21 protein-coding genes are annotated in these 18,847 nt (G+C 37.5%); 6 read left to right on the forward strand and 15 right to left on the reverse strand.

Annotated features, from left to right (window positions below; all coding sequences use genetic code 11):
- Positions 1-16 precede the first annotated feature (16 nt).
- The 11 genes from KO505_RS14495 to KO505_RS14545 form a co-directional block, all read right to left on the reverse strand.
- A complete protein-coding gene (locus KO505_RS14495; protein WP_216056175.1) occupies positions 17-1,042 on the reverse strand; it encodes an FAD:protein FMN transferase in 1,026 nt (341 codons plus the stop codon).
- An 8-nt stretch (positions 1,043-1,050) separates the two neighbouring features.
- The gene (gene nqrF, locus KO505_RS14500) at positions 1,051-2,274 is read right to left on the reverse strand and encodes an NADH:ubiquinone reductase (Na(+)-transporting) subunit F (protein ID WP_216056176.1); all 1,224 of its coding nucleotides are present in this window, start codon (positions 2,272-2,274) and stop codon (positions 1,051-1,053) included.
- Positions 2,275-2,343: 69 nt separating this feature from the next.
- On the reverse strand, positions 2,344-2,967 hold the full coding sequence (nqrE, locus tag KO505_RS14505) for an NADH:ubiquinone reductase (Na(+)-transporting) subunit E (RefSeq protein ID WP_216056177.1): 624 nt from the start codon (positions 2,965-2,967) through the stop codon (positions 2,344-2,346).
- 5 nt (positions 2,968-2,972) lie between these two features.
- Positions 2,973-3,596: an NADH:ubiquinone reductase (Na(+)-transporting) subunit D gene (locus KO505_RS14510; RefSeq protein WP_216056178.1), complete on the reverse strand. Its 624-nt coding sequence runs from the start codon at positions 3,594-3,596 to the stop codon at positions 2,973-2,975.
- Positions 3,596-4,387 carry a Na(+)-translocating NADH-quinone reductase subunit C gene (locus KO505_RS14515; RefSeq protein ID WP_216056179.1) on the reverse strand — a complete coding sequence of 264 codons (792 nt, stop codon included), beginning with the start codon at positions 4,385-4,387 and terminating at the stop codon, positions 3,596-3,598. The genes KO505_RS14510 and KO505_RS14515 overlap by 1 nt, the downstream gene beginning before the upstream one ends.
- Complete coding sequence (locus tag KO505_RS14520) at positions 4,380-5,582, reverse strand: NADH:ubiquinone reductase (Na(+)-transporting) subunit B (protein WP_216056180.1); 1,203 nt, start codon at positions 5,580-5,582, stop codon at positions 4,380-4,382. The genes KO505_RS14515 and KO505_RS14520 overlap by 8 nt, the downstream gene beginning before the upstream one ends.
- Positions 5,583-5,584: 2 nt before the next feature.
- Positions 5,585-6,925, reverse strand: a complete 1,341-nt coding sequence (locus tag KO505_RS14525) for a Na(+)-translocating NADH-quinone reductase subunit A (RefSeq protein WP_216056181.1) — start codon at positions 6,923-6,925, stop codon at positions 5,585-5,587.
- A 291-nt stretch (positions 6,926-7,216) separates the two neighbouring features.
- Positions 7,217-8,407: an enoyl-ACP reductase FabV gene (gene fabV, locus KO505_RS14530; RefSeq protein WP_216056182.1), complete on the reverse strand. Its 1,191-nt coding sequence runs from the start codon at positions 8,405-8,407 to the stop codon at positions 7,217-7,219.
- Between the two features lie 120 nt (positions 8,408-8,527).
- A complete protein-coding gene (locus tag KO505_RS14535) occupies positions 8,528-9,619 on the reverse strand; it encodes a TRAP transporter substrate-binding protein (protein ID WP_216056183.1) in 1,092 nt (363 codons plus the stop codon).
- A 10-nt stretch (positions 9,620-9,629) separates the two neighbouring features.
- The gene (locus KO505_RS14540) at positions 9,630-10,994 is read right to left on the reverse strand and encodes a TRAP transporter large permease subunit (RefSeq protein ID WP_216056184.1); all 1,365 of its coding nucleotides are present in this window, start codon (positions 10,992-10,994) and stop codon (positions 9,630-9,632) included.
- Entirely contained in the window at positions 10,994-11,524 is a 531-nt protein-coding gene (locus KO505_RS14545; RefSeq protein ID WP_371820008.1) for a TRAP transporter small permease subunit, read from the reverse strand. The genes KO505_RS14540 and KO505_RS14545 overlap by 1 nt, the downstream gene beginning before the upstream one ends.
- Before the next feature lie 262 nt (positions 11,525-11,786).
- Between KO505_RS14545 and KO505_RS14550 the strand changes: the two genes are divergently transcribed.
- Positions 11,787-12,239, forward strand: coding sequence for a hypothetical protein (locus KO505_RS14550; RefSeq protein WP_216056185.1), 453 nt, complete (start codon positions 11,787-11,789; stop codon positions 12,237-12,239).
- Positions 12,240-12,325: 86 nt separating this feature from the next.
- Here KO505_RS14550 and KO505_RS14555 read toward each other — a convergent pair whose 3' ends face one another.
- Together KO505_RS14555 and KO505_RS14560 are read right to left on the reverse strand one after the other, a co-directional pair.
- Positions 12,326-12,643, reverse strand: a complete 318-nt coding sequence (locus tag KO505_RS14555) for a BolA family transcriptional regulator (protein WP_216056186.1) — start codon at positions 12,641-12,643, stop codon at positions 12,326-12,328.
- 79 nt (positions 12,644-12,722) lie between these two features.
- Positions 12,723-13,337 carry an alpha-ketoglutarate-dependent dioxygenase AlkB gene (locus KO505_RS14560; RefSeq protein WP_216056187.1) on the reverse strand — a complete coding sequence of 205 codons (615 nt, stop codon included), beginning with the start codon at positions 13,335-13,337 and terminating at the stop codon, positions 12,723-12,725.
- 73 nt (positions 13,338-13,410) lie between these two features.
- Here KO505_RS14560 and KO505_RS14565 point away from each other — a divergent pair, with 73 nt between their 5' ends.
- The 5 genes from KO505_RS14565 (at position 13,411) to KO505_RS14585 (ending at position 17,564) form a co-directional block, all read left to right on the forward strand.
- The gene (locus tag KO505_RS14565) at positions 13,411-14,574 is read left to right on the forward strand and encodes a methyltransferase (RefSeq protein WP_216056188.1); all 1,164 of its coding nucleotides are present in this window, start codon (positions 13,411-13,413) and stop codon (positions 14,572-14,574) included.
- Positions 14,575-14,576: 2 nt separating this feature from the next.
- Positions 14,577-15,104: a YajG family lipoprotein gene (locus KO505_RS14570; RefSeq protein WP_216056189.1), complete on the forward strand. Its 528-nt coding sequence runs from the start codon at positions 14,577-14,579 to the stop codon at positions 15,102-15,104.
- A 48-nt stretch (positions 15,105-15,152) separates the two neighbouring features.
- On the forward strand, positions 15,153-15,749 hold the full coding sequence (locus tag KO505_RS14575) for a peptidylprolyl isomerase (RefSeq protein WP_216056190.1): 597 nt from the start codon (positions 15,153-15,155) through the stop codon (positions 15,747-15,749).
- 96 nt (positions 15,750-15,845) lie between these two features.
- Positions 15,846-16,169, forward strand: coding sequence for a hypothetical protein (locus tag KO505_RS14580; protein ID WP_216056191.1), 324 nt, complete (start codon positions 15,846-15,848; stop codon positions 16,167-16,169).
- Positions 16,170-16,232: 63 nt separating this feature from the next.
- Complete coding sequence (locus KO505_RS14585) at positions 16,233-17,564, forward strand: MFS transporter (protein ID WP_252731817.1); 1,332 nt, start codon at positions 16,233-16,235, stop codon at positions 17,562-17,564.
- A gap of 32 nt (positions 17,565-17,596) precedes the next feature.
- Here the strand turns inward: KO505_RS14585 and KO505_RS14590 are convergent, their stop codons facing one another.
- Positions 17,597-17,833 carry a helix-turn-helix domain-containing protein gene (locus KO505_RS14590; RefSeq protein ID WP_216056192.1) on the reverse strand — a complete coding sequence of 79 codons (237 nt, stop codon included), beginning with the start codon at positions 17,831-17,833 and terminating at the stop codon, positions 17,597-17,599.
- Between the two features lie 558 nt (positions 17,834-18,391).
- Entirely contained in the window at positions 18,392-18,844 is a 453-nt protein-coding gene (locus KO505_RS14595; RefSeq protein WP_216056193.1) for a ClpXP protease specificity-enhancing factor, read from the reverse strand.
- Positions 18,845-18,847 lie beyond the last annotated feature (3 nt).

Genomic DNA, 18,847 nt, shown 5'->3' on the forward strand with positions numbered 1-18,847 from the left:
CTCTACTTTTGGTCTACTATTTTTTCTCTAAAAACAGTTTGAATTGTACCGTTGCTTGCTCTTTAAAGCCATCATCCGTTTTTGAAATTAAATAAACAGCTAAATTATGTTGCTGAGCAAACTCATAAGCTTTCTCTGTTCCCATCACCATCATCGCAGTTGATAATCCGTCTGCGGTCATAGATGAAGGATGAATAACGGTAACTGACACTAATTTATGATCAATCGGCTTACCTGTGTGCGGATCAATAATATGAGAATAGCGTACACCATTATCTTCAAAATAAATCCGATAATCACCAGAGGTTGCCACTGCATTATCTTGAGGCGCGATTATCTGTTGTATGACTCGCTCATTTGATACTGGCTTTTCAATGGCGACATGCCAAGGTTGACCTGAGTGCTTAGTTCCTTTTAGCCTCATCTCGCCGCCAATCTCAACTAAGTAATTAACAAAGCCTTGGCTTTCAATAAAGTCAGCAACTACATCAACACCGTATCCCTTTGCTATAGTGGATAAATCAACATACAGATCAGGGATTGATTTAGATAACAGGTTCCCGTTAAGAGACAGTTTGTCTAAGCCAATACGCTGTTTTGTCGCATTTAGGATACCATCCGTCGGGATTACATCTGGACGATGTTCTGGTCCAAAACCCCATAGGTTCACTAAAGGTCCAACAGTGACATCTAGTTTGCCATTACTGAGTTGCCCCAATCGAATAGCTTCTTCAACTACACGTTTAAGCCCATCAGATATTTCAATGCCATCCAGTGACTTGGATGAATTAAAAAGAGAAAGTTCAGAATCAGGTATATAAGTCGACATCTGTTGGTTAACTTGGACTAACAACTTATCAATTTTTTCTTGTAACTTAACTTCATCAAAAGACTCAGTTGTTACAATTTTTATATTGTAAGTCGTGCCCATAGTTCGCCCTTGCAGATGAACAGGTTCGGCATTGTTTTGTTGGGTGCAAGAAACCAAAAAGGCTAGCCCCACAAGGGCTAGCCAGATTTGTCCTAATATCTTCTTAGGCATAACTTTGATTAACCGCCAAAGTCATCTAACAAGATATTTTCGTCTTCAACACCTAAATCTTTTAGCATGTTTACAACGGCAGCATTCATCATTGGAGGACCACACATGTAGAACTCACAATCTTCTGGTGCTTCATGATCTCGTAAGTAATTCTCGTACAATACGTTATGAATAAAGCCAGTATAACCTTCCCAATTATCCTCAGGTTGAGGGTCAGAAAGAGCTACATGCCATTCAAAATTGTCATTTTCAGCTGCCAACATGTTGTAATCATCTTCATAGAACATTTCACGTAATGAACGAGCGCCGTACCAGAAGCTCATTTTACGATTTGTTTTCAAACGTTTTAATTGATCAAAGATGTGTGAACGCATTGGCGCCATACCAGCACCACCACCGATAAATACCATTTCAGCATCAGTGTCTTTAGCAAAGAACTCACCAAATGGACCAGAAATCGTCACCTTGTCACCTTTTTTAAGGTTAAAGATATACGAAGACATTTTACCAGCTGGTAAATGTAGTTTTCCAGGAGGCGGCGTAGCGATACGCACGTTCAGCATGATTATGCCTTCTTCTTCTGGATAGTTAGCCATTGAGTATGCACGAATAGTTGGTTCATCAACTTTAGCTTCAACATCAAAGAAACCAAAGTGATTCCAGTCGCCACGGTATTGCTCATCAATATCAAAATCAGAATACTTAAGTTCATAAGCAGGCGCTTCAATTTGAATATAACCACCGGCACGGAACGGTACAGATTCACCATTTGGTATTTTAAGTTTAAGCTCTTTGATGAAGGTTGCTTTGTTATCGTTAGAGATAACTTCACATTCCCATTGTTTAACACCAAAGATTTCAGGCTCTAATTCGATATCCATGTCTTGCTTAACAGCAACCTGACAAGATAAACGACAACCTTCTTTCGCTTCCCTTTTCGTGATGTGGCCTTCTTCAGTTGGTAAAATATCACCACCACCTGAATGAACATGTACACGACATTGGCCACAAGTGCCACCGCCGCCACAAGCTGAAGGAATGAAGATACCTTTATCAGCCAACACGTTTAATAATTTACCACCGGCTGAAGCAACAACAGACTTGTCATCTTCACCGTTGATTGAAATTGTGACATCACCTGAAGATACTAACTTAGATTTAGCGAATAAAATCACCATAACCAAAGCAAGTACTATAGCGGTAAACATCGATACGCCGAGAACGATTTCCATCGACTTTTCCTTTAATTCTATCTAAGGGTTTTGAGTACCAATATCCGGTGCTCAAAACCGACATTAACCTTACAGAGAGATACCACCGAAAGAAAGAAAGCCAAATGCCATCAATCCTGCAGTAATAAACGTAATACCCAAACCTTTTAAGCCATCAGGCACGTCCGAATATTTCATCTTCTCACGAATACCTGCTAATAAAACAATAGCAAGCGCCCAGCCGATACCAGAACCGATACCGTAAACCACACTTTCACCAAGTGTTAAGTTTTTCGCAACCATAAAAGAAACCGCACCAAATATTGCACAGTTAACTGTTATTAATGGTAGGAAAATCCCTAACGCATTGTATAAAGGTGGAAAGTACTTATCTAAAATCATTTCAAGAATTTGAACCAATGCCGCAATAACACCGATAAATGTAATGAATGATAAGAAACTTAAGTCAATTGACTTTGCTGGATCTGTAATTCCCATTACGCTATCTAACGCACCAGGCGCTAGAATGCTTTGGTAGATGATTTGGTTAGCAGGGACTGCTAAACCAAGTACCGCAATAACGGCAACACCAAGACCAATAGCGGTACTTACTTTCTTAGACACAGCTAAGAAAGTACACATACCTAGGAAAAACGATAAGGCGATATTCTCAATGAAAATCGTTTTAATTAATAAATTTAAATAATGTTCCATCTAATTTAGTCCTTCTCTACTTGCTCTGGTTTCCACTGACGGATAGCCCAGATGATCAAACCAATGATGAAGAAAGAGCTAAATGGCAATACCAATAAACCGTTTGCTTGATACCAACCGTCGTTTTGAATCAACGGTAAAATTTCAACACCAAACAAGCTACCAAAACCAAATAGTTCACGGAAAAATGCAACCGTTACCAAGATAGCGCCGTAACCCAAACCGTTACCAATACCGTCTAGGAAACTTACAACTGGCTTTTCTTTCATAGCAAAAGCTTCGGCACGTCCCATTACGATACAGTTAGTGATAATCAAACCAACAAATACCGATAGTTCTTTAGATAACTGATAAGAGAAAGCTTTTAACACTTGGTCAACAACAATAACCAATGACGCGATAATCGCCATTTGTACGATGATACGTACACTTGAAGGTATAAAGTTGCGGATCATAGAGATGAACAAGTTTGAGAAAGCCGTTACTAAAATAACAGCCAGACTCATAACAATAGCGTTAGCCATTGAACTTGTAACCGCAAGAGCAGAACAAATACCTAATACTTGTAATGCAATTGGGTTATTGTCAACGATAGGACTCGTTAATACTTTTTTAGCTTCTGAAGACATTAGTTCATCCCTCCATTAGAGTTTGCCGCACGATATTTAGCGATGAAAGGTGCGTACCCTTCTTTACCAAACCAAAACTGAAGTGTACGAGTTACGCCGTTACTTGTTAACGTTGCACCAGATAACGCATCAACACCGTGAACGTCATCAGATTTAGCGCCGCCTTTAACAAGATTTACAACTGGCTCGCCTGCAGCATTATATATTTTTTTACCTGGCCATAATGCTTTCCATTTAGGGTTCATAACTTCTGCGCCCAGTCCCGGAGTTTCTTTATGATCAGAGTAAACAACACTGCGAATTGTATTTAAGTCAGCTTCAAGGCCAACATAACCATACATTAAGTCCCATAAACCAGAACCAACAATAGGTAATACAACGGTTTCAACTACACCCGCATCATTACGAACTAAGTAAACAACAGCATCATGTGAACGACGATTAATACCAGCTGGATCATTTTCAAGTTTTTCTGATTTATCTGCATCACGAGCATTACGACGCTCATCAAATAAAACAGGATTACCTTCGATGAATTCACCAGAATCTAAATCAATCATCTTAGCTTCAACGTATTTGTTAAATGTCGCTACGATGCTTTTAGGATCTTTACCTGAAGCTTCTAACAATTTAGATGCTTCTAATATTTTAGTTTGTTGGTCTAGTAGTTTATTCGCAACTTGCAGTGGTTTTAACTGAACTGCAGAAAACGAAACTAATATTGCACAAACAACACAAACGATAAATACGAAACCAACCGTTTTGCCAAACGTTTCTTTATTATTAGACATTACGAGCAAGCCTCCGTTTAATATTGCCTTGTACAACAAAGTAGTCGAACAAAGGTGCAAATAAGTTAGCAAATAAGATAGCTAACATCATACCTTCAGGGAAAGCTGGGTTAACAACACGAACTAATACAACCATTAAGCCGATTAATACGCCATACCAAAACTTACCTTTATTAGTAAATGCGGCTGATACTGGGTCTGTTGCCATAAAGAAGGCACCTAATGCCCAACCACCTAATACTACATGCCAGAACCAAGGCATAGCGAACATTGCATTTGTTTCACTACCAATCATATTAAATAAAGTGGCAGTAACAATTGTTCCAGCTAATGTACCAGCAACAATTCTCCAAGATGCTACACGAATGTAGATAATGAATAAGCCACCGATTAATATTGCTAATGTTGATACTTCACCAACAGAACCTGCGATGAAACCGTAGAAAGCATCTGCCCATAACGCCATATTGCTATAATCAATAGAACCAGCAATACCTTGGCTTAACATAGTTGCACCAGAGAACGCGTCAGCTGCAACCCATACAGCATCACCCGAAATTTCAGCAGGATAAGCAAAGAATAGGAATGCACGACCAGCAAGAGCTGGATTTAAGAAGTTTCGACCCGTTCCACCAAATATTTCTTTAGCGATAACCACACCAAAAGTAATACCTAATGCCGCTTGCCATAAAGGGATTGTCGAAGGAAGAATTAACGCAAACAAGATTGAAGTAACAAAGAAACCTTCGTTTACTTCATGTTTACGTACAGAAGCAAAAATTACTTCCCAGAATCCACCAACCAAAAATACGGTTAAGTAAATAGGTAAGAAGAAACACGCGCCATACCACATTTTGGTTGCCCAACCTGCATCAGCGGTTAATTCACTTCCGAATAACTCAAATAATCCAACCTGCCATGAGTCAGCAACTGCATAACCAGCAGCTAAAGCATCAGCAGCTTGATGGCCAATGTTAAACATACCAAAAAACATGGCAGGAAATAACGCTAACCAAACCATGATCATGATTCGTTTTAAATCGATGCTATCACGGACGTGTGTTTGGCCTTTATTAACTAAACCTGGCGTATAAAAAATAGTTGCGGCTGCTTCATACAGTGCATACCATTTTTCGTATTTACCACCTGGTTCAAAATTAGGTTCTATTTTTTCTAAATAACTCTTAAGACCCATGACTAACCCTCTTTTTCAATCGTCGTTAGGCAATCACGAAGAATCGAACCGTATTCATATTTACCTGGGCAAACAAATGAACAAAGTGCTAAATCTTCTTCACCTAATTCCAAACAACCTAATGTTTGCGCAGAGTCTGTATCACCAGAGATCAAATCACGTAGTAATAAAGTTGGCAAAACATCTAATGGCATAATGCGTTCATAGTTACCGATTGGCACCATTGAACGGTCAGAACCATTGGTTGTCGTCGTCATGTTGAATAATTTTTTAGGAGATAAGTGGCCTAAGAAAGTACGTGTAATTGAATACTTATCAGAACCAGGCATAGCCCAACCTAAGAATTCTTTTTCACGGCCTTCTGCCAATACAGAAACTTGCAAATGGTAACGGTGAAGATAACCGTGAACACCCATTGCTGCTGTACCTGCTAAAACTGAACCAGAAACAATACGGTTTTCGCCGTCTTCTAATTCACCTGAAGTTAAATCAGCTGTTGATGCACCAAGAAGTGTGCGAACCAAACGTGGATTTTTAACAACTGGACCAGCTAAAGAAATAACACGTTGATTATTTATTTCGCCAGTTAAGAATAATTGCCCATAAGCAATTACTTCTTGGTAGTTGATATGCCAAACTTTTTTGGTTGCAGACACTGGATCAATAAAGTGAATGTGAGTACCTACTAAGCCGGCTGGATGTTTACCAGAGAACTCATGTACCGATACTTTTTCACCAGAAGCTTGAACCGAAGAACCAGCCGCTTTAGAAACATTTACTTTTCCATCCGTTAATTGAGCTAATACAGCAAGACCTGCATTAAATGCGTCTTGTTGCTCTGCAATAATAACTGCAGGATCAGCCGCTAATGGATTAGTATCCATCGCGTTAACAAATATTGATGCTGGGGTAGAGTCAACCGCTGGTACTTTATCGAAAGGACGAGTACGTAACGCAACCCATTGTCCTGATTCAATTAGTTGTTCAACAACTGCTTCGCGAGAAAGTGAAGAAATCGCACTCGCGTCGTGTTTAGCAAATGTTATTTGCTCATCACCCGCTACTTCAATCACGATAGATTGAAGAATACGTTTTTCACCTCGGTTTATTTCTTTTACTACGCCGGCTGCCGGAGCAGTGTATTTAACGCCAAGGTTCTTTTTATCTTCAAAAAGAATCTGACCTTTTTTAACACTGTCTCCTACCTTAACATACATCGTCGGACGCATGCCGTGGTATTCTTCACCAAGCGTAGCAACAGTTTTAACTGTTGGGCCATCATGGATGGCTTGTTGTGGAACTCCTTCAATAGGAAGATCCAACCCTTTTTTTATGTTGATCATACGCATATGCACTGTTTAAGTTGAAAGATATGGATTTTTAAAACACTCGCGAAATCGCGATTTCGCCAATATTCATAAAACATTAAATCGTAAAAATTTGTTACTTCCCTGCTAGCCCGAAAGTGTAGCACTTATCGCCCCTTTCTGACCAACTTAAATTTAAAAAAATATGGCCAAGACACTAATTATTGGACATTTTTTATCCAACTAGTCGATTGTATTACTAAGCTGAAAAACAAAAAACCGAATGGAGCATTCAGTCCATTCGGTTTCTTTTCGTTACACTCAATTTTAAACTAGATTTTTTAGCTCTAAATCCAGGTTTACATCAGCATCATAATCAACGTTGTCGTAATCAAAGCCAAACAAGCGTAAGAACTCTTGATGGTAACCTTTATAATCCGTTAATTCGTCAATCGTGTCAGTATCTACCGTATCCCAAACAGCCTGAACGCGTGATTGTACATCGTCTTCAAGCTCTTTGTAATTTTGGAATAAGTGACCACCGTCATCAAATCTTGGTGTATCACCAAACAAGTTTTCTTTAAATAAAGCTGTAATTTGCTCAATAACACCTTCGTAAGTTCCGTCTTGTTTCATTACTTTGAATAGCGCTGATATATACAAAGGCATAATTGGAATAGCTGAACTGGCTTGAGTAACTACAGCGTTCAAAGAAGAGACATAAGCTGAGCCATTTAAGCTGGTTGTCGCTTGTTTAATAGCGGTTACTGCTCGGTCTAAATCTTCTTTTGCTTTACCTATCGTTGCATGACCATAGATAGGCCAAGTTAATTTCTTACCTATATAGGTATAAGCCGTTGTTTTAAAATCGTTAGCTAATACATCAGCGTCTTTAAGTGCATTAATCCACAGCTCCCAATCTTCTCCACCCATGACTTTAACTGTATTGTCGATTTCGTCTTGATTAGCGGCTTCTACTGAAACTTCATCAATAACACGTTTTGACGTATTTAAGTTTTTAGTAGTTACTGAATTGCCAATTGGCTTTAACGTTGAAGAATATACTTCGCCCGTTACCGGATCGGTTCTTCTTGGTGATGCTAATGAGTATATTACTAAATCAATTTTACCCATATCTGCTTTTATGGTTTCAATTGTCTTTTGTTTAATTTCATTAGAAAACGCATCGCCATTAATGTGTTTAGAGTAAATACCGGCTTCTTCTGCTGCTTTTTCAAATGCAACAGTATTATACCAACCAGCAGATCCAGTCTTTTTTTCTGTCCCAGGTTTTTCAAAGAAAATACCTAACGTATTGGCACCATGACCAAATGTAGAAACGATTCTTGAAGCTAGACCGTAACCAGTTGATGCACCGATAACTAACACATTTTTTGGACCGTTTTGTGCAAATTCATTTTGTTTTACATATGAAATTTGACGATTAACACTCTCAGCACAACCTACTGGGTGAGCATTGGTACAAATAAATCCACGAACTTTTGGTTTAATAACCATCTTTAAATCCTGTTAAAAAAAACGTTGAATGAAAAATTGCGGCAAGTCTACTCTCTATCTTGTTAAAAACAGATCTGACTTGCCGATAAATATCTTTAATTATTTCTAAAGTTTGTCTTATTAGTTACTTCTATTTTTATAATATTCTTCTTCTGACACTTTATGATAAGCAGATACTTGAGTTTGAAATTTACTATATGACTTCATTACTTTAGCCATCATAGGATCGTTATCAATTTGTTCTTGTATTACTTCTGCACTGGCTTTTTTTAGTGCTTTCATTACTGAAATAGGCAGTGTTTTAATTTCCACCCCATATTTATTTTTAAGGGTTTCCATAGCGGTATTATTACGTGCGGTGTATTCATCTAACATGTCTTGATTGATTGCACGTGCAGCTACTTCTACTATTTTCTGTAAGTCTTTAGGCAAAGACAAATAGGCTTGTTCATTGACTGTGAATTCCAACATGGCCCCAGGCTCATGCCAGCCAGATGCGTAATAATGTTCTGCAACTTTATAGAAGCCAAATGCTAAATCATTATAAGGACCAACCCATTCGGTTGCATCAATAGCGCCCGATTGTAATGAAGTGAATAATTCACCGCCGGTCAAAGCAACTGGCACCGCACCAAGTTTCTTCATTACTTCACCGCCCAACCCAGGAATACGAATTTTAAGTCCTTGTAAATCAGCTACCGAGTTTATTTCTTTTTTAAACCATCCTGCCGATTGAACCCCTGTGCTGCCCCCAGCAAATGGAATTACACCAAATGGCTTATATAATTCACGCCATAATTCCAAACCACCACCATAATGCAACCACCCATTGGTTTCTTGTGCATTTAAGCCAAAAGGAAGTGCAGTAAAAATAGGAGCTGCCGTCATTTTACCTTTCCAATAGTAAGATGCAGCATGCCCCATCTGAGCTGTACCTTGCGAAACAGCATCAAACACTTGGAATCCAGGAACTATTTCACCTGCTCCATATACTTTAATTTGCAATCGTCCATTACTCATTTCATTCACAATTGTGGCAAAATTTTCAGGCGCGGTTCCTAACCCAGGGAAGTTTTTCGGCCAACTGGTCACTAATTTCCATTTAAAGGTTTCTTGTTCCGCTGCAACAACATTGTTTTTATTTTCCTCACCACAGCCATAAAGTAAGCTAATACTCAAACTAACCACGATAAAATTAAACCATTTATTCATTTTTATGTCCTTAACCGTAAATCATATTCGGTAATGTTGTTGCAATTTCTGGCCAAATAGCTAAACCAACCAATAACAATAGTTGCATGACTATAAAAGGAATTACACCTTTATATATAGCCGACGTTGGAATAGAGCTCGGTGTGACCCCTCTTAAATAAAACAATGCGAAACCAAAAGGGGGAGTTAAGAATGAGGTTTGCAGATTTATCGCTATCATTATACCTAACCATATTGGGTCGACTCCCATTACAAATAAAACAGGGGCAACCAATGGCACCACTACAAACGTTATCTCAATAAAATCAAGAATAAAACCTAATAGAAAGATTACAACCATTACCGTTATTAACACCCCTATTTTACCACCTGGCATATTTTCAAATAATGAATGTATTAACTCTTCCCCACCAAACCCTCTAAATACTAAAGAAAATATCGATGCCCCTATTAAAATCATGAACACCATAGAGGTGACTGTGGTAGTAGATAACATGACCGATTTTAACGTAGGTAAATCTAGCTTGTTTTTAAACAATGCAATAATCATGGCTCCAAACGCACCTAATCCAGCAGCTTCCGTTGGCGTTGCTACACCTAACAAAATTGACCCTAAAACGACTAAAATTAATACTAGCGGTGGTATTAAGCTAGACAATAAGTCACCTAATGACACTTGTTCAATTTGTGTAGGTTTGGGCGCCCATTGTGCTTTAAATACGCCGACATAAATTGAATATAACAAATACATAGCCACCAAGATTAAACCTGGAATTAAAGCACCTGCGAATAGATCACCTACTGAAATGGTTTCTGGTGAGAATATCCCTTGAGATAATTGAGCCTGTTGATATGAACTAGAAAGTACATCTCCCAATAATACTAATGCTATAGAAGGAGGTATGATTTGCCCTAATGTCCCTGTTGCAGCAATAACACCTGTGGCATAACTTTGGTTGTAGCCAGCTTTCATCATACTAGGCAGTGACATTAATCCCATCGTCACGACTGTTGCACCCACGATACCAGTACTAGCGGCCATTAACGCACCAACTAAGGTAACGGCAATTCCCATCCCAGCGGGTAATCGACCTAACGCATTGGTCATACTGGACAATAATTCTTCTGCAACTTTAGATCGCTCTAACATGACCCCCATAAAAACAAACAAAGGAACAGCCAATAACGTTTGATTGGTCATTATTCCATACAATCGACTTGGTAACGCATTTAACAAAGCATGGTCAAAGGTGTTGGTAAGTAATCCAAATACCGAAAATATCAATGCCGTCCCAGCTAAAGTAAAAGCAACTGGATATCCCAACATCAGCACCAAACAAACCACTAAAAACATCAACAATGAGATCCATTCCATTATCTTAACTCCTCATTTAATGATGACACTTTTTTAATCACAATTTTGATCACCTCACTTATCCCCTGAATTATTAACAATAAAGGCATTAATATGAGTAACGTTTTTAATATGAAAACTAAAGGTAATCCGCCAGCCTCTTGAGAGCTTTCGGTAATTTGCCAAGATTGAATTACATAATTCCAGCTCATTACTAGAATATAAGTGCAGGTAGGTATTAGAAAAAATATATGACCAAACAAATTAACTGAATCTTTCTTTGTCGCTGTCATTTTACGATAAAAAATATCAACCCTGACATGTTCATCCTGTTGTAAAGTGAAAGACATGGCCAACATTAAAATGAATGAATGTAAATAAAGCACACTTTCTTGCAGCCAAATCCAACCTATGTTGAATCCATAACGCAAAATCACGACGGTAGTCATGGTGATAACCATAACTATTGTTAACCAAGATATGACCTTACCTATATGAGTTGTGAAATTTTCAAGCCGATTTAACCCTAGTCTTGATAACGTTTCTGACACGACAACACCTAATTTATTATTATTTTTATTTGTGGAGCGTTTTTATACCGAATGGCATCCATTAAAGCAAATACCCAATAAGTGGCTGATTTTCACCCACATTTATGTAATTTTATTACGACATAAACGTGTAACACTCATAAAAAAGACACTTTATGTAAATTAATTACGTAATTTAGTTTACAAACTCAATTTAATTAGTATAATTACTCTACATTAGAATATTTACTCTACAAACACACAATAAATAAGGCGATTTATTATGAAAACATTATTCACAGCAGCACTTTTTACACTGGTTAGCACTCAAACTTTTGCACAAAATTCTGAATATAAATTTGTAGCATTAGACAATTCAGAAGCAACTGACATCTGTTTAACAGCAGCAACTGTTGGTTATTATAAAGCTAAAAAAATAGCGAAAAGCTCACCTTTATTTAACGAAGTAGAATTTATTACTACAAAATGTAATGGTCTTTCTATTCGTCAATTCGCAAAAAAATACACAGAAGTAGCAAACACAACTGAAGAAGTAATAAACACAGTTTCTTATGAATTCAAACCAGTTGATAATGATGAAGCGAGTCAACTTTGCGCCGTTGCCGCTAAAGAAGGTTTAAGAGAAGCGATCAACATCGGTGGACGTGACGCTAAATTTATAACGTGTAATGGTTTACGTATCGAAACTTTCGCACGTAAATTCAGAAACTCTTAATATACCAGCAACAAAGCTGCCGATTTATACCAGCAGCTAGTGTAACTAATATACAAAAGTTAGTAGCACTTAAATGATTTATCGCCTTAGCTTCCCCCTAAACATTTGGGGGAATCGGGCGCTCCACCTAACTCTTGTGTTAACTCCGCCCACTCATCTAGAGTATAAGTATGTATAGCCAAAGCATGAATATGGTTTGCTAATTCATCAGCCAAACATGAATTCACCGCTCTATGTCTTTGAATGAGTCTTTTATTTTCAAACTCGTTTGAAACTACAACCACTTTAAAATGTGACTCACTACCTTCTGGTACATTATGTTTATAACTTTCATTTTCAACTGATAAATGTGTTGGCGAAAAGTCGTTAGTTAATTTATCTGTAATTAGTTTTTGAATTTTCATTTTTTACTCTTAAATTGTTAAGTCTTTATCTATGGTATCTAATATCGAACAAAGTGTTCTAGGTTAATTTCAATAGCCTCTAGCTCATGATATTTCTAAAAGTTAAACTAATTCGGCTTCGCTCTACTTTTTTCCTTGCCGGTATTGCATGTTTATAACTGGCCTGCACCCCTGGTTTCATCAATAATAAACTTCCATGTGCCAATTCTAAGTTAACCGTTTCTCCTTCAATATTATGCTTAAACTGAAAGGTGCGCTGAATACCTAAACTTACAGTGACTACCGCAGGAGATAGCCCTAACTCTTTTTCATCATCAGCGTGCCAGCCCATTTTGTCTTGACCATCACGGTAAAGGTTAATCAGCGCTGAATTAAATTGTTTTTTAGTTATTTTTTCTGCTCGTGTTTTAATGTCAAAAACGACTTGATCCCAACCTGTCGACTCAAATAACTTTCCACTGTATTGATAATGTGTTCCAACCTCCCCCATCCAACTTTGTAAACGGGGTACCAAGTGCTTTTTCCCATATACTTCCACTGTAGGTTGCTGCCAAGACAAATTCGAAAGTAAATAATTAAATGCATCATTTGCGTATAACGGATCCATAAAATTAGGTACATATACGAATCCACTGGGTAATTGGATAGATTTATTGCTATTTTGGCTATCTATTTCAAATAAATCGAATTGCAAAATTTACTTCACCGCGCGGGAGTGGGACAATAGGGTAATGATAATTAGTTCTTCACTAAACGGCGAGTAATATATGAACGTACAATGGCAAATAATCGACAAGCAATATGACTTGTTTCGTTACCCTAAAGGGCAACATGACAAATCTTTACAAGCTTGGGATAGCGCTGATGAGTTAGTGGTAGAACATTTACTCACCAATAATGAAATAAACAAAGACTCTTTGCTTATTTTAAATGATAACTTTGGCGCTTTAGCTATAGGCCTAAATAGTTTATCGCCTACCATAGCGACGGACTCTTATATTAGTCAACAAGCCATTTTACAAAACTGTGAAGCAAATGAGCTTAATGCTCCAAAACTGTTAGACAGTCTGACACCTTTACCAGAATCGAATACCATAGTGATAAAGCTAACTAAAAACATGGGTTTTTTAGAGCATCAACTTGGGCAGATAAACCAACTAAACAATGAATGCCAAATAATCGCTACGGGTAAAACAACGTTAGTCACAAAAAATGTATTAGCGTTATTTGAAAAGTATTTGTCGGATGTAACGACGAGCCTTGCAAAGAAAAAAAGCCGTTTGATATTCGCCAAACACGATAACAAAAAACAGGTTCCTGCTAGTAAGTACCCAGTCTCAGTTACATGGCCAGAAAAATCACTAAACGTAGTTTCACACGCTAATGTGTACAGCAAAGATCAAATTGATATTGGTGGTCGATTCTTAGCTGAAAACTTACCAGAGTTAACTGCAGAGCAAACTGTTGTAGATTTAGGGTGTGGCAACGGTCTTATTGGCTTGTCATGTTTGCATCAAATGCAAGAACGCAACAAGTCTATTAAAGTTAAGTTCCTTGATGAATCATTTATGGCGATTGATTCTGCCAGGCTTAATGTCGCTGAACAGTTTGAAGCTCAATTAGAACAGTGTGAATTTATTGCTACCGATTGTTTAACGGGTGAAGAAGAACAATCTATAGATTTAATTTTATGTAATCCTCCGTTTCATCAACAAAACACTATTACTGAACACATTGCATTACAAATGTTCACTCAAGCCAAAGAAGTACTTAAAGATGGCGGTAAAATATTCGTTGTAGCAAATAACCACTTACATCATTCATATCATTTGAAAAATATCTTTGGTGGATTTAAAGTGCATAGAAAAAATAATAAGTTCACCATATATAAGTGCACAAATCATTTACAAGCAAAACCAGAAGCGAAATAATTATGTTGAAGAAAATACTTATACTTGCAGTTATTACAGGCCTTTATGCTTGTGCTAATAACAAAGCGAAACCTGTTGTGATAGCCCCAGAACAGACCATTAATAAGCAATATATGAGTGTTAAGGCCGTTGAATTTAATGATCAACGGAAAAACAAAGCGCTCGCAGTCATTAATGGGAAAAGTTTACCTTTAACTAAAGACCTACCTGCGACAATGAAAGAATGGTTAACCAACTCAATTGAAGTTAACCAATACGGCACAAAGGTATTGACCGTTAACTTACTTTCATTCGGTAGCTTCATTAAACAAGAAACCATGTCTTTTAGTATGGAATCTGTACTTGAGTGGCAGTTAAAGCTTGAATCTAAAAAAGGCAGCTGGACAAAATCTTATCAAACTACAATGACAGAAGAAGGGCCACTGTCGGCTGATAATACCATCGTTGAACGTCACCTGAATCAACTAACAACCGTATTATTAGAGCAAAGCTTAAACGACCCTGAGTTCAACCAAGCTATTTTCAAATAGCTTGGCAAGCTTCACTTTTTGGTAAATATTGACCACTGGTTTATTAATATGACACGTTATTTAATTATTATAGTTTTATCTTTGCTTTCGTTAAATGGCGTTGCAGCAGTTCAACCTAAAGGCCAGTACATACAACCTAACAACTTATTCCCTAAGGTTTTATTTACCACCTCATTAGGCAATTTCACTGTTGAATTAGATAGAATGAAAGCGCCTATTACGGTAGACAACTTCCTTAGTTATGTTGACGCAAAACGTTACGAAAACACACTTTTTCACAGATTAGAACATGACTTTGTATTACAAGGTGGTGGTTTTACTACCGAAATGGAAAGCGTTGAAGAGTTTCCAGCCATAGTAAATGAATCTGGCAATGGTCTTAAAAATGACCAATACACCATTGCTATGGCCCGTCAATATAGTCCGCATTCAGGTACTAGCCAGTTTTTTTTCAATCTTGCCGACAATGACAGTTTAAATCCAGGTAGAAATTGGGGTTACACTGTTTTTGGTTACATCACAGAAGGCGAAGATGTATTTGCAAAACTTGAAGGGATTGAAACAGATATCTCCCCTGAACTAGGCTGGCCTAGCTTTCCCAATAAAAAAATCATTATTATTAAAGTAGAAATATTGGCCGAATAATTATCCGCTACTATAATAGAAATTAACGTATGTAGGACTCCAGTCGACATGCAGAAATGTTTTTCCCTTTAATTATAATAACTCGAGGGAGGGAGTGTGGTAGAAGCGCAACGTTTTATTGATACAAAAGCATTTCAACTCACCAATTATGCAGACGCTTTAGTAGCCGGAATTATTCCGCCAATCGAAGTTGATTTGTATTGTTGGGATACGATAGAAGAATGGTCTCAGTTTAAGTCGCCAACTTTTAAAGTATCACCCACAGAAAGTGCATTTTGGTATTTGTTACACCAAATCACCTTCTGGAACCCAAAAGAGATCAGAACGTGTCCAATACTCAAATCAGAGGTTGATTCTTGTATCGACTTTCTACGAGGTGATGGCATGTATCCAGACTTTTGTTCTGGAGTTAGACCTTAACACTTGACCTCTAGTGAAATGTTATAAACAATCGGCCTTTAGTTTCTTAACAGGCCGATTTTTTTGTCTATAATTTCTCTTAAATCTTCATTTATTGCTAGCTTTTCTGTTTACGCTGAGCGAAATGTCATACGTTTATTCTTGTTAGGTTTTTCTGCAGGTTTACCCATTTTATTAGTTTTCTCAAGTTTATCCTTTTGGCTCAGGGAAGCTGGCGTGGACCGTTCTACCATAGGCTATATGAGCTGGGTAGCATTAGCCTATGGTTTTAAGTGGATATGGTCACCGGCAATCGACAAAATCCCAGTACCGATACTTAGTGCCATTTTAGGCCGCCGTCGAAGCTGGCTGTTTCTCACACAGTTATGTCTAATTATTAGTATCTGTGCCATGGCTCTGATCGATCCACAAGTGGACTTATATTTAGTACCAATTGCTGCATTAGCTGTAGCATTTTTTTCAGCTACGCAAGATATTGTCATTGACGCCTTTAGGATTGAATCTGGCAACAATAAACAACAGGCCGCTATGGCAGCCACCTACCAAATTGGATACCGCCTAGCCATGATTGTTGCCTCAGCCGGTGTCCTCTTGCTTGCTTCAGCTTTCGAAAGTACAGACGGTTATGATTATTTAGCATGGCAAAAAGCATATTTAACCATGGCAATACTTATGTTGGTGGGTTTACTTACAACTCTATTTTCACCTGAACCAGAAAGTTCGGTAGTTAACGACGACGTTAAGTTTAATAAGGATAAAAAAACCTCCTTTATAGGATCACTTCACAATGCGTACATCACACCATTATTAGAAATAGTTTCTCGATATAAATGGCATGCATTAGTTTTAATTATTTTAATAGCCACATACCGGGTCTCCGATATTGTGATGGGCGTAATGGCAAATGTATTCTACGTTGATATGGGATATACAAAATCCGACATTGCCATAGCATCCAAAACTTACGGGCTCATACTGACGCTTACAGGAGCTTTATTAGCGGGTGGTTTAGTGAACAAATATGGTGTTTTAAAAATACTGTTCATTGGCTCAATTTTATCAGCACTGACGAACATACTCTTTATAGCCTTATCTCAATCCGACCATAACCTAACTTTATTGTATACTGTTATCTCCATTGACAATTTAAGTGCTGGACTAGCCACGACGGCCTTTATTGCGTTTCTTTCATCTTTGGCATCAAAAGAGTTCACGGCAACGCAGTATGCTTTTTTAAGTTCTGCGATGTTATTGTTCCCTAAGTTTCTTGGAGGCTTTTCAGGCGTGTGGTTAGAGTCTCTTGGTTATACTTACTTCTTCACTATGACAGCGTTATTAGGGATACCAACCGCCCTTGCAATTTTATATTTGATGAAACAAAAATGGCACGCCTAGCGTGCCATTATAAAATTGCAAAATGCCATCGATTAATTTGATATAAGGTTTAAACCTTCAAATGGATCAACTTCTAAAGCTTTGCAATAACGCAAATATTCTACGATATCTAAACGGCGCTCTTGATTTTCAACTTTTCCAATAAACGAATGAGGAGTGCCAATGATCAGAGAAAGTGTTCTCATTGTATGACCTTTTTCTTTTCGCTTTTCTTTTAGCCAAGCCGTTAATACTTTATTTTCTTCAGACGAGACAGATTTGCCCATCATAGTAGTTACTCCCAAGTTACAACTCCCAATATGCTAGTTTTTTGAACTAGTACGACTTTTTTAACATAACCTGTTTAAAAGTTATAGGCAGGAATGTTAGAAGTTTCGATTTTCACCTCCTATCTTGCGTATAAAACGAATTTACATTTCTCATAGCGAACATAGTCAGTCTCCGATATGATAAAACTATCTTGTAAATTTGTTGAGTTCATATGATTAAGTTTTTCTTCCTTATCCCTACCTTGTTATGTATTGGTTGGTTTTTATATTTACACCAAAATAATTGGACCATTGAAGAAGGTAAAAAAGGGTTTATTTACATCATTGGGTTATCTTTGGTGGTTATAATATTTTATAGCTTAATGTACCTACTTAATCATAGTTGACATTAACTTTTTTTAGTAAGAGTTTGTACATAAAATAGGAATTATTTTATCAGATATTATTTTTAGTTCGGGACAAATTCGTTGTTAGCAACCCACTCTTGATAATGAGCTAAAACAAAAAAATCCGCCATCTAATGATGTCGGATTTTTTTAATACTCTACAGAAATTACGTTATTTCACGATAGATAGGTGTGAGCCTTTTTTTGGTTTTTTGTCATCTTTTGAGACATCCACCTTTGGTTCCTCTATATCAGATTCTACCGCTGAAATGTGAGGTGTATTATCATCGTCTAAATCAACATCTTCCAACTCAAACTCTTCTGGTGGGAACATAGTACCAGCACCATTTTCACGAGCATATATCGCACTAATTGCATAAATCGGGATATACACTTCAAATGGTACACCACCAAATCGTGCAGAGAATGTAATTTGTTGTTTATCCATTTGAAACATTTGCACTGCCGATGGACTGATGTTTAATACAACTTGCCCATCTTTTACTGTTTGTTGTGGCACTGCAACATGAGGCATGTCAGCTTCTACAACTATGTATGGTGTACATTCGTTATCTAAGATCCAATCGTAAAACGCCTTTAATAAATAAGGGCGATTAGAACTCATGTT

The sequence above is a fragment of the Psychrosphaera sp. F3M07 genome (assembly GCF_018860345.1).
GTDB lineage: Bacteria > Pseudomonadota > Gammaproteobacteria > Enterobacterales > Alteromonadaceae > Psychrosphaera > Psychrosphaera aquimarina.

What these genes read in the sequence shown, in the direction of transcription:
- KO505_RS14565 (WP_216056188.1), top strand. Translation starts at nt 13,411, where the DNA reads ATGAACGTACAATGGCAAATAATCGACAAGCAATATGACTTGTTTCGT.
- KO505_RS14510 (WP_216056178.1), bottom strand. Translation starts at nt 3,596, where the DNA reads ATGTCTTCAGAAGCTAAAAAAGTATTAACGAGTCCTATCGTTGACAAT.
- KO505_RS14570 (WP_216056189.1), top strand. Translation starts at nt 14,577, where the DNA reads ATGTTGAAGAAAATACTTATACTTGCAGTTATTACAGGCCTTTATGCT.
- KO505_RS14495 (WP_216056175.1), bottom strand. Translation starts at nt 1,042, where the DNA reads ATGCCTAAGAAGATATTAGGACAAATCTGGCTAGCCCTTGTGGGGCTA.
- KO505_RS14590 (WP_216056192.1), bottom strand. Translation starts at nt 17,833, where the DNA reads ATGATGGGCAAATCTGTCTCGTCTGAAGAAAATAAAGTATTAACGGCT.
- nqrF (WP_216056176.1), bottom strand. Translation starts at nt 2,274, where the DNA reads ATGGAAATCGTTCTCGGCGTATCGATGTTTACCGCTATAGTACTTGCT.
- KO505_RS14540 (WP_216056184.1), bottom strand. Translation starts at nt 10,994, where the DNA reads ATGGAATGGATCTCATTGTTGATGTTTTTAGTGGTTTGTTTGGTGCTG.
- KO505_RS14525 (WP_216056181.1), bottom strand. Translation starts at nt 6,925, where the DNA reads ATGATCAACATAAAAAAAGGGTTGGATCTTCCTATTGAAGGAGTTCCA.
- KO505_RS14550 (WP_216056185.1), top strand. Translation starts at nt 11,787, where the DNA reads ATGAAAACATTATTCACAGCAGCACTTTTTACACTGGTTAGCACTCAA.
- KO505_RS14535 (WP_216056183.1), bottom strand. Translation starts at nt 9,619, where the DNA reads ATGAATAAATGGTTTAATTTTATCGTGGTTAGTTTGAGTATTAGCTTA.
- KO505_RS14520 (WP_216056180.1), bottom strand. Translation starts at nt 5,582, where the DNA reads ATGGGTCTTAAGAGTTATTTAGAAAAAATAGAACCTAATTTTGAACCA.
- KO505_RS14515 (WP_216056179.1), bottom strand. Translation starts at nt 4,387, where the DNA reads ATGTCTAATAATAAAGAAACGTTTGGCAAAACGGTTGGTTTCGTATTT.
- nqrE (WP_216056177.1), bottom strand. Translation starts at nt 2,967, where the DNA reads ATGGAACATTATTTAAATTTATTAATTAAAACGATTTTCATTGAGAAT.
- fabV (WP_216056182.1), bottom strand. Translation starts at nt 8,407, where the DNA reads ATGGTTATTAAACCAAAAGTTCGTGGATTTATTTGTACCAATGCTCAC.
- KO505_RS14595 (WP_216056193.1), bottom strand. Translation starts at nt 18,844, where the DNA reads ATGAGTTCTAATCGCCCTTATTTATTAAAGGCGTTTTACGATTGGATC.
- KO505_RS14555 (WP_216056186.1), bottom strand. Translation starts at nt 12,643, where the DNA reads ATGAAAATTCAAAAACTAATTACAGATAAATTAACTAACGACTTTTCG.
- KO505_RS14575 (WP_216056190.1), top strand. Translation starts at nt 15,153, where the DNA reads ATGACACGTTATTTAATTATTATAGTTTTATCTTTGCTTTCGTTAAAT.